Raw genomic sequence first — 15,110 nt, 5'->3', positions numbered from 1 at the left:
GCAAGCTATTCGCCTCAACTCGCCCGAAACACGCACACGAAACAAAGGAGCCCATGACATGAAGTCGATGTCGTCCCCTGCGCCGGCCCGGCCCGGCAACTTTTTCGCCCCGCGCCGCCTTGGCCATGTCAACCTGTGGGTCGACGACCTGGAGATTTCCGAGAACTTCTACAGCGCGGTCTGTGGGCTGAACGTAGAGTTCTGGGAGCCGGACCTGCAAGCCACTTTCCTCGGCACGGGCCACACGCCGCACGACCTTGGCATGATGAAGACCACTGGTGGCGTGGACCGCTACGGCCGCGACGGCCTGCTGCAGTTGCCCGGCACCATCGGCCTGACGCCCGGCCTGAACCACCTGGCTTGGGAACTGGAGAACGAAGCAGCGCTGGTGGACGCTTGGCGCCGGCTGAAGGCGGCCGGCGTGCCGCTGGACCTTACTGTCGACCACCAGGTGGCGCACAGCGTCTACCTGTTCGATCCCGACCACAACTACAATGAGTTCTACTGCGACACGGTGAAGGACTGGGGCTCGGTACTGTCCGGCGAGATGGAACTGCTCACCAGCACGTGGGACCCGGACGCGGCCGAGCCGTCCACCGTTGGCCTCTACGACGACGCTCCCGTGTTGCGGCACGTCACGGACGCCTGCCTGCATCCGCGGCGCATCACCCACGCCGTGCTCCAGACCGCCCGCTTCGACGCAATGCTGGACTTCTACACCCGCATCGGCGGCCTAAAGGTGGTGCGCCAGGCAGAGGGCATCGCTTACCTGGGCGCGAGCCTGGCTGCGTATCCGTACAATCTGGTCCTGGTCGCCGCCGATAACGCGGCATACCACCACGCCGCCTTCGAGCTGGAAGCCGAGGCCACCCTGGAAGCAGCGCTGCAAGCGCTAAGTGCGCGCGGGATCACGCCGGAGCGGGTCGTCGATGTGCCCTGGAAGCGTGCCCTGTTCCTGCGGGACCCCGACGGGCAGTACAGCGAGTGGTATGTCCGGCGCGATGCCGCGCCGGCGCCTGCCGGTCCCGACGCCGCCTGGCTCGTGTGAGCGTGCAGGATCAGGAACCCTTGGAGGAGAAAACATGGACAAGACTTTGTCGGCAATCATCGCCGGCGGCGGCCTGGGTGGCCTTGCCACTGCCGCGGCACTCGCCCAGCGCGGCTGGGACGTTACCGTCTACGAACGCCAACCGGCGCTGCGCGCTGCCGGCTCGGGCATCTATATCTGGGAAAATGGGCTGCGCGTGCTGGAAGCGCTGGGCGCGTGCGACGACGCCGTGCGCGACGCCTTTCATGGCCGCTTCTTCGAACAGCGCGACCACCGCGGCGAGATCATTGAATCGGCCCCCATCGCCGCTGGAAGGCGCCTGATCACCGTCAAGCGCAGCCAACTGCTCGATGCGCTGCGCGACGCCTGCCTGCGCACGGGCGTCAAGGTGGTCACGTCGGCCGAAATCATCGGCGCCACGCCGCGCGGCGAACTGCGCTTCGCCAACGGCGACGCCGCGCGCGCCGACCTGGCCGTAGGCGTGGACGGGATCTGGTCACGCGTGCGCCAGGCCCTCGGGCTGGAAATGTACCACCAGCAGACCGAAGAAGGCGCGCTGCGCACGGTGATTGACAGCCGCCCGGGCGATATCCCGCCGCAAGACGCCGGCAAGTACATCGAGAACTGGAACGGCATGCGGCGCTTGCTGATCACGCCCATCAACGCGCAGCAGATCTACCTGGCGCTGACCTGCACCGAGAGCGACCGCGCCGCGCGCGACACCAACATCGACAAGGCGCTGTGGAGCGCCGCCTTCCCGCAGTGGGCGCATCTGATCGACCGCATTGGCAGCGAGGTGAGCTGGGGCGTGTACAGCATCATCAAGTGCAGCGCGTGGTCGGCGGGCCGCACCGTCATCCTGGGTGACGCCGCGCACGCGCAGCCGCCCAACCTCGGGCAAGGCGGCGGCATGGCGATGCAGAACGGCCTGGCGCTGGCCGTCGCGCTCGAAGGCGTGAGCCGCGCCGAGCAGATCCCGGCCGCGCTGGAAGCCTGGGAAGCGCGCGAGCGTCCCCTGGTGGACCACTGCCAGAAATGGTCGACGCTCTACGGCGAGGTGGCGTTCCTGCCAGACGACGTGCGCACCGCCACCATCCGCGGCGCCATGGGCAATCCGTGGGTATCGGAACAGATCTTCCGGGCCGCCAACCACGCGCCGACCGGCACGACCGGCAACTAGCCAAAGAAGAAGGCCGCGCTCCCTGCGGGATGACGCGGCCCTTATTCCGTGCCGGCGGCTCAGCCCCGCTGCCGGGCGCGCAGCAGCGTATCCTGCGGCCGCTCGCCGAAACGTTCGCTGTAGTACTGGGCAAACCGCCCGTAGTGGAAAAAGCCCCATTGCAGCGCAATGTGCGTCAGGTTGGCCGAAGCCGAGCCCCCTGACAACAGCCCCTGGCGCACGCGCTGCAACCGCAGCTCGCGCAGATAGCCCATCGGGGTCTGGTCATAGGTGTCGCGGAACGCCAGGAACAGCGCCCGGCTGCTCATGCCCACCGCGGCGGCCAGCGCATCCATCGTCACCGCCTCGGCCACGTGCGCTTCCAGGTATTCCACCGCCCGGCGCACATAGGCCGGCGCCACCGCAGGCTTCGTGCGCGAGATCTCAAACCGGTGCGACAGGTTGTGCGAGTGCGCGTAGAGCAGCGTGTCGATCAGCATCTGCTCGATGTGCGCGCAATAGATCGGGTTGTCGAGCAATTGCGGAAAGCTGGCGCAGCCGTCCAGCACATGGCGCAGCGTGCTGGTCCAGGCACGGCCGGCGTGGCCCTCCAGGTCCAGGCTGAGGTCGAAACTGACTGCCTCTTTCGGCTGGTAGCCCAGGTGCGCGGCGCAGGCGCGGTCAATCATGCCCTGGTCGATCCGCACGATCAGCTGCGACAGCGTGGGCGCCAGCTCCAGGTGCACGGGCTTGTTGGGCGACATCACCACGGCGTGGCCGGTATCGCCGTCCAGCGCCTCGCGGCCGCAGCGGTAGCGGCCACCGCCGCGCAGCGGAATCTCCACCAGCACGAAGCCATCGAAGCAATCCGGCTCGACCTTGACCTCGGCGCCGTACTCCAGGAAGAAAAGCGACAGGCGCCCGACCCGGGTCGAAAACAAGCGCGTGGAAAGGGTACGGGCCGGGTCGCGCAACTGCATCGCGTGGGGCTTGAACGCGCGGCCGACCATCTCCGTGACCTGGTCGAAATCCTGCACCCGGTCCAGCTCACGATGCCACCCTGCTAGGGCGGGCTGATGCGGGTCAAGCACAGGCGGAAAGATACAGGTGGCATTCATGTATGACGGCGAGGGCGTATGGGAATCTCCTGCTCGCGCCGTCTGGTGCGGCGCTGTCAGCGCGGAACAGCAGCCTCTCGCAAGAAGCAGGCCACCCGTATTTGCACCACGGTGCGGCGCGCGGGGGCTTCTGGAAGAAGATGGCCTCGCCATTATTCCCGGTTCCGCCGGCAGGAACATTGGGGAAAATCCCACGTTAGGCACGGGCGCGCTTCTCAGGGCGCTGCAATGCCGCCTGAACCGCCGTCTACGTCACATGCATGATTTTGGAACTACTTCATATGGATCAATCCGACGAGCCTGATTCCCGGGCGAACCATCATCGATCTGACGGGCTTGGCGGGTCTCCTGCCCGGTTCCGGCCGGGCTTCAGGCCGCCGCAATAGCCAGCCCCGATCGTCATCCAGGCTGGGTGAGCACAGAGCGCCGCGCATCGTCGGTGCCCGCGATGCCAAAACAGGTAATCCTGTGCGCGGCATGGGGTAGGTCGAAGCTGTATGCGCCCAGATGCGTGGTTAGCAACGTTACCGGATATCTCAGCGTTCCTCAGTTTTGAAGGCGCGCGGTGTCGCGATCTCTGGAGAGCGCGCCAAAGCGGGGGGGGATTCGCGGGGCGCCTGATTCGCGAACGATAGGCGGTGCGTCCCAAGCGCCGGTTGCGCCACTGAGTGGCGGTACACAGGTAGTACAGTCACCGGTTCGCGCCACCTTCGCTACCTTCGTAAGTTGCTGAATCTGAAGTACTTGGGTTCTTGTTGCGTGCGGCACATAGGTCTCGCACGGTAGAAACCTACCCACTGCATCAAAGGGGAACGGGGTCGTGTCACAAGCAACAACCCCACAGGAACGCGTCGCTGCCGCAAAACAGCTTTATGCCCCGTTTTGAAAGAGTATCTCGATCGTCCAACTTGGACGCCGAGGAAGGGGCCTTTGTTCTGTCGGGCCTTCATGCACCAGCAGGATGTGCGGAATTCCCTCGTGAGGCGATGGGCCTCGATGGAAGACCGTTCAAAGCGGACGTCATCGACCGTCAGACCAAGGCTCGCGAAATCATGCGGCTATGGGAAGTCTTGGGACGATCAGGACAGTAATGCATTGCACTTTTGATTTGAGGCCGCCATTTATTATCGAGGTGGCGCAGTACTTTCGCGAATTACTAAGTCAGGCTCGAACTCGGTCTGGATGTTTTTGGCTCCTCCTTCGATCTGCTCAATCAAGTTGCGCGAAGTAAGTTCGCCAATCAGAATGGGATTCGAGTGCACTGTCGTTAGCGCGGGTGTTACCAGTTCCGCCATCTGCCAGTCGCCGAAGCCTGTGACAGAGATGTCGCTCGGAACCGAAAGTCCCAATGTGCGACACTCCGCGATCGCCGCCACAGCAATGAAGTCATTGATGCATATCAGGGCGGTCGGCTGTTCCCGATGCAACAGCAAGTCCTTGCGCTGCAGGCAGACGCGCACCGCTTGCCGCACAGCAGATGCATCGTAAGGGGTCGGAAAAATGTGGTTATCGGGTAAGGAAATGCCGTTCTCGCTGAGGACGTCTCGGATCCCCAGAAGCCGTTGAGACGATAGAAACTGAGTTTCGAGAGGACCTGGGAGCACTGCAAAATGCCGGTGTCCTTGTTTGACCAAGTAGGTGGTTAGCCTGCGCATGGCCAAGCGGTTGTCATACCCCACCGTCGGATGCATCCCTTCGCGGTCCACGGCCCACATTAGTACATACGGAATAGCGTGCTTGTGTATCAGCGAGAAGACTTCGGGATGATGTTGTGAACCAATTATTGCGATCCCGTCGACTCTACGCTCCAATAGGGCGCGCGCGCAGCGCAATTCGGTCTCACTGTCGTCCCGATGGCAAGTCAATAGAACGGTATACCCAAGCCGGTCGAGCTGGGCCTCCAAGGTATCTACTGCTTTTGCGTAAAGTTCATTCATCAGTGTCGGCGCAATTATGCCAACCGATCGCGTGCGCCCCTGACGTAGCTCGCGAGCCGCCGAGAAGGGAACGTAGTTGAGGCTTGCAATGGCGTTCTGCACGCGCTCCAGCGTGTCAGGTCGCAGCCGATCCGGCGATGTCAGTGCACGGGAGACTGTTGCCGAGGAAACACCGGCGAGGAGGGCGACTTGCTTGACATTCACCATATCGGGTCAGATGTTATCTTCAGCCGGGATGTCGGCCGTCTGCCATCCATTGTAACGACGTTGGTAGTCGAAAGCAGTTTCCGTCGTCGGAGGGGTGCCCCGACGACGGATCGACATCCCTGGTGAGGCTAGTCGAGCCGGACCTTTGCTAAATCTGCCACTCGCTTCCACTTCGAAACTTCGGCGCGAAGAAACGCATTGAACGCTTCAGGCGTGCCGCCTACGATCTGCGCCCCTTGAGCCATCAGCTTGTCGCGGACCTCCGGATCCTGGAGCGCTCTGTTGAACTCGCCGTTCATCTTAGCAATGATGGCCTGTGATGTCCCGTTCGGGACCATGAATCCGCCCCAGGAAACGGCTTCGTAGCCGTTTATCCCGAGCGCTTCATCTACCGTGGGCACATCGGGCAGTGACGGTAATCGAGTCTTGCTCGTGACCGCGAGCGCCCTGAGCTTTCCACTCTTGACGTGCGGCATTCCCGCAAGCGCGGTGGGAAGGGCAACATTGATCTGCTGACCGAGCACGTCGGTGAGCGAAGGCGCGTCTCCCTTATAGGGAACGTGGTTCATCTTGACGCCAGCCATGGTACTAAGGAGTTCCCCGGCCAGATGGCTGCCCGAGCCATTGCCGGCGGATCCAAAGGTGATCTGCCCTGGCCTAGCCTTTGCCATCGAAACCAGTTGGCGCAGGTCCTTTACTGGCGAATTTGCTGCTGTGACGATAATGAGCGGCACCGTTGTCACCAAGACAACTGGAGCAAAGTCCTTCAGGGTGTCATAAGGAAGTTTCCCGTATACCGCAGGGTTGATGGCATTCGGTCCGAGATTCGCCATCAGCACCGTGTAGCCGTCAGGCTGCGCCTTCGCAACGGCTTCGTTAGCGATGATGCCGTTGGCACCAGGTCGGTTCTCCACAACAACAGATTCTCCCCAAGCTTGGCTAAGTTTAGCGCTCAGGAGTCTGGCGGTCACGTCTGACGCGCCGCCAGGCGGATAGGGAAGAAGGACTCGAATCGGTTGGGCTGGCCATTCCTTGGCTTGGGCCGCCTGGCCGATAGTTAGTGTTACTCCGCAGACGGCTAATGCCGCCGCAATTCGCAGAAATCGGTGCATATCTGTCTCCATTTGAACATGATCTTTTTGGCGATCACTGTGTTCGAGCGGCCTACACGTCAAATCGTCCCATTGCGGCGCAGTGTGTGAATTTGCTCCAGAGTTTTCCCGAGCTGGTCCTTGAGGATGGCTTCAGTGTGTTCGCCCAGCGCTGGGGGAGCGCGAAGATAGTCGATACTGCTACGGGAGAATTTGATGGGATTCGCAATTTGTGGCGCGCTTGCTCCGCTGCTGTGGGGCAATGAAAAAACCAATTCACGTGCACGGATATGTGGATCCTCCAGTGCTTCTGGAATGCTTTGAATAGGCCCAGACGGTACCCCGACCGATTCCAGCAGTGTGAGCCACGTGTCTCTCTCTCGTTCGGCAAAGCGCTCTGAGAGCACGGTCACAAGGCTTTCACGGTGCTTTAAACGATCCGCATTGCTTCGATATCGGTCATCATCTGGGAGCTTGACTAGCCCTAGCACCTCACACAATGCTCGGAACTGCCGGTCATTACCGACCGCTACGATCAGAGAGCCATCGCTTGCAGGAAATGACTGATAGGGTGCCAGATTGGGATGCGCATTGCCCCAGCGCCGTGGATGGGTTCCACCCACCAAGTAGTTCGACGCCTGGTTTGCCAGCCATGCCACCTGAGTATCCAACAGGCTCATGTCGATGTACTGCCCGCAGCCACTGCCGACTCGCTCAAATAGCGCACTGACAATTGCAACGCTCGCGTACATTCCGGTCATCAAGTCCGATATCGGTACTCCGCATTTCTGCGGGCCGCCACCAGGGAGACCGTCGCGCTCTCCCGTGATACTCATCAACCCTCCCATGGCTTGCACCACGAAATCGTACCCCGCTCGCTTGCGGTATGGGCCGGTTTGGCCAAAACCCGTGATGGAGCAGTAGACGAGGCGAGGATTGATCTCACTTAATGTCTTGAAGTCCAATCCATAGCGTTGCATGTCGCCGAACTTGTAGTTTTCAACGAAGACGTCGCTATCTTTGACTAACTCGTGCAGCAATTCCTGACCGGCCTTGCTACTTACATCTAGAGTGATCGAACGTTTGCCGCGATTGGCACAAAGGAAGTACGCTGACTCCTCCGTCGTAGTGCCATCCTCCCGGGTAAGGAAGGGCGGGCCCCAAGCTCGCGTGTCATCTCCGCTGCCGGGGCGCTCAATCTTAATCACGTCAGCGCCCAAATCGGACAACAGTTGCGTGCTCCAGGGTCCAGCAAGGATCCGGCTCAAGTCTAGGACCTTGATACCTGCAAGGGGGCCTGCCATATGTCCTACTCCTTTCGAATTGACCGTTCCAACTAATTAGCTCGGGTCGAACAGTACGCCAGGGTTCAAAACCTGGTGCGGATCAAAGGCCTGTTTAGCCGCTTTCAGCGCGGTGCAGAAGAGCTCTGGCCGCTCTTTGTCATACCAAGGACGGTGGTCCCTACCGAGCGCATGGTGATGGGTGACCGTACCTCCCGCATCTACCATGGCTTGTTCTGCAATTCGTTTGATCGCTTGGAACTGCTCGGGCAATCGCGCCTTATCACCGTAGGCAAACCACGTAAAATAAGGCGCTGGCCCATCAGGGTAGAGGTGCGTAAATCGGCAGGTAACCGATCCAGATCGTCCGGTAACTTCGCGAATTGCCCGATGCGTTTCTGCCTTGACGTGCTTGTGGAGGGCGGCGAATTTGTCCCACGTGATGGCCGTTTCCATGGTTTCACGCATAACCCCGCGAGCGATGGCGTATTCGCGCAAGTATGGGCCGCGTAGGAATTTGTTCCGCCAGCTTGATGTCGCGGCGTCCGCACCACCTTGGTTTCCGCTTACTGGGTCATCATCCCATTCGCCACCGGACTCAGCACAAATTTCCAGCGCTCGCTTCAGGCGTGCCTCGACAGGGTGGTCAGCGGATTCGAATCCCAGCACGAGAATGTCATAGCTGCCATCGCTGGACCCCGTGTATTCGGCTTCCTCGCGTTCTACAAGGCGGGCATTTGCAGGGTTCAGTCCGGATTGGGACAGTACCCGTGTGGCCTCGACGGCCTTCTCATAATCACGGAAACGTACTGTCACTTGCTTGCGGAAGACTGGGCGGCGGTGAAGCTTGACCCACGCCTCGGTAATGATGCCCAGCGCGCCTTCCGAGCCGAGAAAAAGTCGATCCGGATTGGGCCCCGAGCCGGACACCGGAAAACGTCGGGATTCGATGGCGCCTTGGGGTGTTACGACCCGCATGCTCTCGATATGGTCGTCGATTTGAGTGAACGCCGTTGCAAAGTGGCCTGCTGCCCGTGTTGCGATCCACCCCCCCAGCGACGAAAACTCCCACGCTTGCAGGAAGAATCGCATGGTTAGGCCCGTGGGCTTGAGTTGTCGCTCCAGATCCGGGCCAAGGACGCCCGCTTGAATGCGGGCGGCCTGCGATGTCTGATCTACTTCCAGCACCTTGTCGAAGTGCTTCATGTCGATGGACACCACGCCGCGGTAACGATCGTGCTCTGGCGGATTAACTCCGGCCACGACACTGGTGCCGCCGCCGTACGGAACCGCAGCAATGTTCTGACGCCCGCACCAATCGAACAGGTCCACGATGTCCTGCTCAGTCCGCGGGTAAGCGATTACGTCCGGAGGATTCGAAAACTCCCTGCGCATCGCGCGCGCTACGTCCATGGTGCCCGCGCCGTAGGTGTGATACAGGCGGTCGTAGTGATCACTTGTGCAGATTTCGCGGAGCGAAGCGGGCAGCTGTACGCGAGGTTTTCGCAACGAGATCTCTTCGGGCGTCGGAAAAGGTGTCGCTTCGAAGTGCTCAACGCCTAGCAAGCGTGTCCACGCCGCCTCGAACTCCTGGAGTTCCTCCGGCGTGACGGTGTCACCCTCGTAGCCCCACCCGTAAAACTTACGACGACGTTCCTGCATTGTTGCCTCCTGTGTGAGTTGGTAATCGATTACATCCATTGTGATCATCTGTGATGTGGATTGGCTACAACCCAAGCCATTCCAGTAAAGATAAGAAAACATCACTGCATGCAATCGATTACATAAGTTTAGAATCATGCGGCATAATGTCAAGTAGTTATCGTGATCGCGATCATGGGGTTGGGGTTGGAGTCGAAGAGACGATCGGATCGTTTAGACGACGCTCTTCGCCGTGAGGTCGCTAGCAACCGCAGGAAACCATCTGCAGATCGCGAACTGACTTTGTGGGGCTGGCTCACCTAGGGGTTTTCCCTTGCGAAGGACGTGACCTCCGTCCTTGACTCAAGCTGGGAGCCGGACTGGTCGATCCAGTGCGAACAGTCTGGGGTGGTTGCTCGTCGCAGCCTCGGAACAGTGCTCAAGCGAGGGGCCACTTAATAAGCGCGGCCGGTTCCCGCGCCTCAGCGATAACATGCGGCATATCCGTCCAGGGTAGCCATTACCAAATGGAGTAGGAGATATGGCCATTCAACACATCCCCCCCATCCAATGCCTTGTCACCTTCGAGACTGTTGCAAGGCTGCGGAGCGCAACACGTGCCGCCGACGAGTTGTGTGTAACGACCAGCGCCGTCAGTCACCGTATCCGACAACTGGAATCCCACCTCGGCGTTGAACTCTTCGGGCGAAGTGACTTCACGCTTTCTGCACATGGTGCGGCGTATCTGGCAAATGTTCGAAGCGGCCTTGCTGCGCTACAACAGATGCCGGCCAGGAGCGGACGAGCCTCGGTTGTGCGACTGCGTGTAGCGGTGACCCCAACTTTTTCCAGGCAGTTCCTGATGCCCAAATTGGAACTGTTCCGGAACAAGTATCCCGACATCGACCTTATCCTGCAGGTCTCCATTCCGTTCCTTGATGTCACGGCCGAGCCATCCGATTTGGAGGTCAGGTACGGAGCAGGCGGATATGCGGGCATCAATCATCGCGTCATTCTTTCGGAGGAAGTAACGCCAGCCTGCAGCCCTAGCTATCTCAACGAGTTCGGCCCCTTCGAAGGTTTCGAAACTGAGGGTGTCATCGACCAGGCGCGCCTAATTCGAAGCCCGCTTGAGCCTTGGACTACTTGGTTCTCCGGATGCGGCTTGACTAGAACAGAGCCGAACGTGGGTGCCCAATTTAACGATCTAGGGCTTCTCTATGACGCAGCCGCATGCGGGTTCGGTGTGGCGCTAGTAAGGACCCGTATGGCGCAAACATGGCTGGAGGGTGGGCGACTTGTCCGCTTATCGGAGCGCTCAGTACCTTCCCCGATGGCGCACTATCTCTGCTGGCAGCCGGGGGCCCTCGAACGATGGGAGTGTGCCGCCTTTACGGAATGGCTCTCTGACTCGCTAAGCTGAGCCCCCTGGGCGGGCAATCAAGATTTCTGCAACTCAACCGCAAATATCTCTCAACCTGCTGTATCGAGTGTTTGTCTACAGTCCACTCATGGCGTTTCGCGACGCCTTTGATACAAGTCTGTTTGAAACTTATCTCACAATGCATCGAAGTCATCGCTTAACGTTCGAGCTTCAGCGCTTGGAACTAAAAGTCCATCTCAGAACTGCGGCGTTTGTCCATGCTGACTGCGCACCTTGCCGGTTTGCTATGGCGACGTCGTTGCTCCGGAACGATTGTTCTATAAGCTGGTGTTGCACGACGCAAACTCGTCGATGCAGGAGGGCAATGTCATGAACGCGACGCGTGACGGCTGGTTGGCAAATCCCGCTGACGCTGAACGGAGGGAAGTCCGCCGCGCGGAGGTTGTCTCCGCGTTAGAAGGCGTCCTCCCCCACGAGTTGATCCTGTCGCATCGCGAGGACACCCAGCCATTCGAATGCGATGGCCTCACGGCCTATCGGGCGCAGCCGTTGGTCGTAGTGCTTCCCGAAACGGAAGAGCAGGTTGTTTCAATTCTGCGAACGTGCAAGAAGCTCGGTGCGCCTGTTGTCGCTCGTGGAGCAGGGACGGGATTGTCAGGCGGAGCACTCCCTCATGAGATGGGAGTGCTCCTTTCGCTCGCTCGCTTTAACCGCATCGTCCGTGTAGACCCTGTGAGTTGTACTGCAGTGGTCCAATGTGGTGTACGTAACGCTGCGATTAGTGAAGCAGCGGCTACCCATGGGCTGTACTACGCACCGGACCCTTCCAGCCAGATTGCCTGCACGATCGGTGGCAACGTGGCAGAGAATTCCGGGGGCGTCCATTGCCTCAAATACGGACTCACACTGCAGAACGTATTAAAGGTTCGTGGATACACCATCCAGGGCGAGGCGATAGAGTTTGGCTCGGAAGCCCTGGACGCCCCTGGACTCGACTTGCTCGGCATTGTTGTAGGCAGTGAAGGGATGTTAGCAGTGACATTGGAAGTCACCGTCAAGCTAATTCCAAAGCCCGAACTTGCTCGATGCATTGTTGCGAGTTTCGACACTGTCGAGGCCGCAGGGAACGCTGTGGCCAACGTCATCGCAGCTGGCATCATCCCAGCCGGCCTCGAACTTATGGACAAGCCGATGACAGCCGCTGTAGAGGATTTCGTGCATGCGGGCTACGACCTAGATGCGGCCGCAATACTATTGTGCGAGAGCGATGGTACGACGTTGGAGGTCGAGGTCGAGATTGTGAGGATGAACGCCGTGCTCACCGCCAGCGGGGCCACTCGCCTTGAAGTGAGTCAGGACGAAGCGCAACGACTTCGTTTCTGGAGCGGGCGCAAGAACGCGTTCCCGGCTACGGGGCGCATGAGCCCGGATTACTTGTGTATGGATTCTACGATTCCACGCAAGAATCTTGCTGCAATTCTTCGTGCAATCAGCGAGATGGAGTTGCGCTATGGGCTTCGCTGCGTCAATGTGTTCCACGCCGGGGACGGAAATCTACATCCACTGATCCTGTTCGACGCCAACAATCCCGAAGAGCTTCACTTGGCGGAGAAATTCGGTGCAGAGATTCTGGAAACAAGCGTCACGCTTGGTGGGACGGTGACCGGAGAGCACGGTGTGGGTGTGGAGAAACTAAACTCAATGTGCGTCCAATTTTCAGGCGCCGAGCGAGAACAAATGTTTGCACTAAAGCGCGCATTCGATTCCCAATCGCTCTTGAACCCTGGAAAGGTGATTCCGACGCTTCATCGATGTGCTGAGTATGGTCGCATGACTGTGCGGCGTGGGATGCTCGCGCATCCAGAAATCCCGAGGTTCTAGAATGGCTCAGACTCCCCCGGAACTGTCTCATCTGATTGAGACAATCATGTACGCACGAAATGCAGGGAAGTTTCTGAACATCGTCGGCGGCGGTACGAAATGCTTCTACGGTGAGGAGCAGTGTGGCGAACCGTGTGATGTCCGACGCCTCAGCGGAATCTGCAGCTATGAACCGTCGGAGTTGGTTATCACCGCCCGGGCAGGCACGCCCGTAGAAGAGATCGAGGCTGTGCTGGCCAAGCACAATCAGTACCTTGCTTTTGAGCCGCCACGCTTTGCTAGTGGAAGTACTGTAGGAGGAGTGGTCGCGGCTGGTCTTAGTGGGCCCGCACGTGTCGGCGGGGGTTCCATTCGAGACTTCGTTCTCGGCGCGACCATGATCAATGGCAAAGGAGAACTTCTGACGTTCGGTGGACAAGTGATGAAGAACGTCGCCGGTTATGACGTCTCGCGTCTGCTGGCCGGTTCAATGGGCATACTCGGTGTTATCTGCGAGGTGTCGCTGAAAGTCCTGCCCATTCATTCATCGAGGATTACCCTGGTCGTTGACCGTGATGAGGAAGCGGCGTTGTCTTTCCTAATTGGGCTGGCTCGACAAGCGTTGCCAGTCAATGCGAGTGCATGGCATGACGGAAAAGTCTTTGTGCGACTGAGCGGTGCCCCCTCTGCTGTCGAGGAAGCGCGTAAACGTTTGGGTGGAACTGTGTTGGAACCAGGTGAAGCATTGGCGTGGTGGGACGCCGTACGTGACCACCGTCATGCCTTTTTCACACGGAGCGATGCGCCCCTCTGGCGCATTTCGGTCCCGGCGGTTGCCCAACCCATGAAGGCAGCGAATCAGTTTATTGAATGGGGTGGCGCATTGAGATGGCTATACACCGACGATTCAATAGTGGAGGTTCGGGAAACGGCATCAGCGCTCGGAGGCCATGCAACGCTATTTAGAGATCCGCACCGTAGGAGCGGCGTGTTCACTCCGCCGAGAGGTGCTCTCCTCGAGGTTCATCGGAATCTCAAGCACGCATTCGACCCGGATGGCATCTTCAATGTTGGTAGGCTTTACCCCGGCCTATAAGGGGTTCTATATGCAGACAAAACTAAGTCATGAGTTTGCCCAGACTCCAGAAGGGGAGGAGGCCGAAGCTATTCTGCGAAAGTGCGTGCATTGCGGGTTTTGTACGGCCACATGTCCGACTTACCTGCTTTTGGGGGACGAGCGTAACGGGCCTCGGGGTCGCATCTACCTGATGAAGCAGTTGCTTGAGGGGGAGGAGGTTACGGCGAGCACGCAACAGAATTTGGACCGCTGCTTGACGTGCCGAAACTGCGAAAGCACCTGTCCAAGCGGCGTTGAGTACGGCAAGCTGGTCCATATTGGCCGGAAACTAGTTGATGAGCGGATTCCTCGTCCGCCTACCGATCGCATAGCGCGTTGGCTGCTGCGCGAAGGCCTAACTTCACCATTGCTTTCTCCGGCGATGAAGATGGGCAGAATGGTTCGACCGCTACTTCCTTCTAAGCTAGCCAACAAGCTTACGCCGAGCAGACCTGCCGGTCAGCGGCCATCGCGTCGCCATGCCAGGAAAGTGCTCATGCTCGAGGGTTGTGTCCAGCCGGCGATGATGCCGAACATCAATGCTGCGACTGCGCGGGTACTCGATGCAGCTGACTTTCAGGTTGTTAGCGTTCCTCTAGCCGGTTGCTGTGGTGCAATACGGCTGCATACCGGCGATCACGAGGGCGGCCTCGCCAATATGCGCAGAAACATCGATGCCTGGTGGCCGGCTGTTTCCTCTGGTGAAGTCGAAGCAATTGTCATGAATGCATCGGGATGCGGCGTGACAGTGAAGGACTACGGTGACATGCTAAGACATGACTCAAAGTATGCCGAGAAGGCCGCTCGAGTTAGCGAGCTCACCCGAGACCTTAGCGAGCTACTCCCAGAACTTCTACCCAGGCTGTGCGGAAAAGTCAAAGTTTGCGACAAGCCGGTCCTAGCGTTTCACCCTCCCTGCACGCTGCAGCACGGTCAGAAGCTGAGGGGATTGGTGGAGGAGCACCTGGCGATGCTGGGCTTCTCAGTTCATCATGCCAGCACGGAAAGTCATCTTTGTTGCGGTTCAGCTGGTACGTACTCTATTCTGCAGTCGGAGATTGCACTTCAACTCAGAGACCGGAAGCTTAAGCATCTGGGCGAAAAGCGCCCCGACTGTATCGTCTCCGCGAACATTGGTTGCATTCAGCATTTGCAAAGTGGCACGCCTACGCCAGTAAAGCACTGGATTGAGGTACTGGACGAGGTACTAGAGCCGGTAATCCAACCGGAGGAACAAGTCTTTATCTAGCGTCAGGTCTATCAGA

The 15,110-nt window shown here is 59.3% G+C and carries 11 protein-coding genes; 6 read left to right on the top strand and 5 right to left on the bottom strand.

Going from position 1 to position 15,110, the window contains the following annotated elements:
* Nucleotides 1–58: 58 nt before the first annotated feature.
* Entirely contained in the window at nucleotides 59–1,048 is a 990-nt protein-coding gene (locus AC1Q6V_RS29150; RefSeq protein WP_284494942.1) for a VOC family protein, read from the top strand.
* A 34-nt stretch (nucleotides 1,049–1,082) separates the two neighbouring features.
* Nucleotides 1,083–2,228, top strand: a complete 1,146-nt coding sequence (locus AC1Q6V_RS29145) for an FAD-dependent oxidoreductase (protein ID WP_284494941.1) — start codon at nucleotides 1,083–1,085, stop codon at nucleotides 2,226–2,228.
* A gap of 59 nt (nucleotides 2,229–2,287) precedes the next feature.
* Here AC1Q6V_RS29145 and AC1Q6V_RS29140 read toward each other — a convergent pair whose 3' ends face one another.
* From AC1Q6V_RS29140 to AC1Q6V_RS29120, 5 genes are all read right to left on the bottom strand, one after another.
* Nucleotides 2,288–3,325, bottom strand: a complete 1,038-nt coding sequence (locus tag AC1Q6V_RS29140) for an AraC family transcriptional regulator (protein WP_492344614.1) — start codon at nucleotides 3,323–3,325, stop codon at nucleotides 2,288–2,290.
* A 1,124-nt stretch (nucleotides 3,326–4,449) separates the two neighbouring features.
* The gene (locus tag AC1Q6V_RS29135) at nucleotides 4,450–5,469 is read right to left on the bottom strand and encodes a LacI family DNA-binding transcriptional regulator (RefSeq protein WP_261660842.1); all 1,020 of its coding nucleotides are present in this window, start codon (nucleotides 5,467–5,469) and stop codon (nucleotides 4,450–4,452) included.
* A 128-nt stretch (nucleotides 5,470–5,597) separates the two neighbouring features.
* Entirely contained in the window at nucleotides 5,598–6,581 is a 984-nt protein-coding gene (locus AC1Q6V_RS29130) for a Bug family tripartite tricarboxylate transporter substrate binding protein (protein WP_284494939.1), read from the bottom strand.
* 59 nt (nucleotides 6,582–6,640) lie between these two features.
* Nucleotides 6,641–7,864: a CaiB/BaiF CoA transferase family protein gene (locus tag AC1Q6V_RS29125; protein WP_284494938.1), complete on the bottom strand. Its 1,224-nt coding sequence runs from the start codon at nucleotides 7,862–7,864 to the stop codon at nucleotides 6,641–6,643.
* A 36-nt stretch (nucleotides 7,865–7,900) separates the two neighbouring features.
* On the bottom strand, nucleotides 7,901–9,505 hold the full coding sequence (locus AC1Q6V_RS29120) for an FAD-binding oxidoreductase (protein WP_261660845.1): 1,605 nt from the start codon (nucleotides 9,503–9,505) through the stop codon (nucleotides 7,901–7,903).
* A 520-nt stretch (nucleotides 9,506–10,025) separates the two neighbouring features.
* Here AC1Q6V_RS29120 and AC1Q6V_RS29115 point away from each other — a divergent pair.
* From AC1Q6V_RS29115 to glcF, 4 genes are all read left to right on the top strand, one after another.
* Nucleotides 10,026–10,907: a LysR substrate-binding domain-containing protein gene (locus AC1Q6V_RS29115; protein WP_284494937.1), complete on the top strand. Its 882-nt coding sequence runs from the start codon at nucleotides 10,026–10,028 to the stop codon at nucleotides 10,905–10,907.
* Nucleotides 10,908–11,237: 330 nt separating this feature from the next.
* Nucleotides 11,238–12,749: an FAD-linked oxidase C-terminal domain-containing protein gene (locus AC1Q6V_RS29110; RefSeq protein ID WP_284494936.1), complete on the top strand. Its 1,512-nt coding sequence runs from the start codon at nucleotides 11,238–11,240 to the stop codon at nucleotides 12,747–12,749.
* A 1-nt stretch (nucleotide 12,750) separates the two neighbouring features.
* The gene (glcE, locus tag AC1Q6V_RS29105; protein WP_284494935.1) at nucleotides 12,751–13,824 is read left to right on the top strand and encodes a glycolate oxidase subunit GlcE; all 1,074 of its coding nucleotides are present in this window, start codon (nucleotides 12,751–12,753) and stop codon (nucleotides 13,822–13,824) included.
* Nucleotides 13,825–13,834: 10 nt separating this feature from the next.
* Complete coding sequence (gene glcF / locus AC1Q6V_RS29100) at nucleotides 13,835–15,094, top strand: glycolate oxidase subunit GlcF (protein WP_284494934.1); 1,260 nt, start codon at nucleotides 13,835–13,837, stop codon at nucleotides 15,092–15,094.
* The last annotated feature ends 16 nt before the right edge of the window (nucleotides 15,095–15,110 follow it).

This window comes from Cupriavidus sp. GW823-FHT07B10 (genome assembly GCF_058794355.1).
The sequence above is the reverse complement of the archived record's forward strand: the minus strand, read 5'-3'. Positions and strand labels throughout refer to the sequence as shown.

What these genes read in the sequence shown, in the direction of transcription:
- AC1Q6V_RS29130 (WP_284494939.1), bottom strand. Translation starts at nt 6,581, where the DNA reads ATGCACCGATTTCTGCGAATTGCGGCGGCATTAGCCGTCTGCGGAGTA.
- glcF (WP_284494934.1), top strand. Translation starts at nt 13,835, where the DNA reads ATGCAGACAAAACTAAGTCATGAGTTTGCCCAGACTCCAGAAGGGGAG.
- glcE (WP_284494935.1), top strand. Translation starts at nt 12,751, where the DNA reads ATGGCTCAGACTCCCCCGGAACTGTCTCATCTGATTGAGACAATCATG.
- AC1Q6V_RS29120 (WP_261660845.1), bottom strand. Translation starts at nt 9,505, where the DNA reads ATGCAGGAACGTCGTCGTAAGTTTTACGGGTGGGGCTACGAGGGTGAC.
- AC1Q6V_RS29140 (WP_492344614.1), bottom strand. Translation starts at nt 3,325, where the DNA reads ATGAATGCCACCTGTATCTTTCCGCCTGTGCTTGACCCGCATCAGCCC.
- AC1Q6V_RS29135 (WP_261660842.1), bottom strand. Translation starts at nt 5,469, where the DNA reads ATGGTGAATGTCAAGCAAGTCGCCCTCCTCGCCGGTGTTTCCTCGGCA.
- AC1Q6V_RS29150 (WP_284494942.1), top strand. Translation starts at nt 59, where the DNA reads ATGAAGTCGATGTCGTCCCCTGCGCCGGCCCGGCCCGGCAACTTTTTC.
- AC1Q6V_RS29125 (WP_284494938.1), bottom strand. Translation starts at nt 7,864, where the DNA reads ATGGCAGGCCCCCTTGCAGGTATCAAGGTCCTAGACTTGAGCCGGATC.
- AC1Q6V_RS29115 (WP_284494937.1), top strand. Translation starts at nt 10,026, where the DNA reads ATGGCCATTCAACACATCCCCCCCATCCAATGCCTTGTCACCTTCGAG.
- AC1Q6V_RS29145 (WP_284494941.1), top strand. Translation starts at nt 1,083, where the DNA reads ATGGACAAGACTTTGTCGGCAATCATCGCCGGCGGCGGCCTGGGTGGC.
- AC1Q6V_RS29110 (WP_284494936.1), top strand. Translation starts at nt 11,238, where the DNA reads ATGAACGCGACGCGTGACGGCTGGTTGGCAAATCCCGCTGACGCTGAA.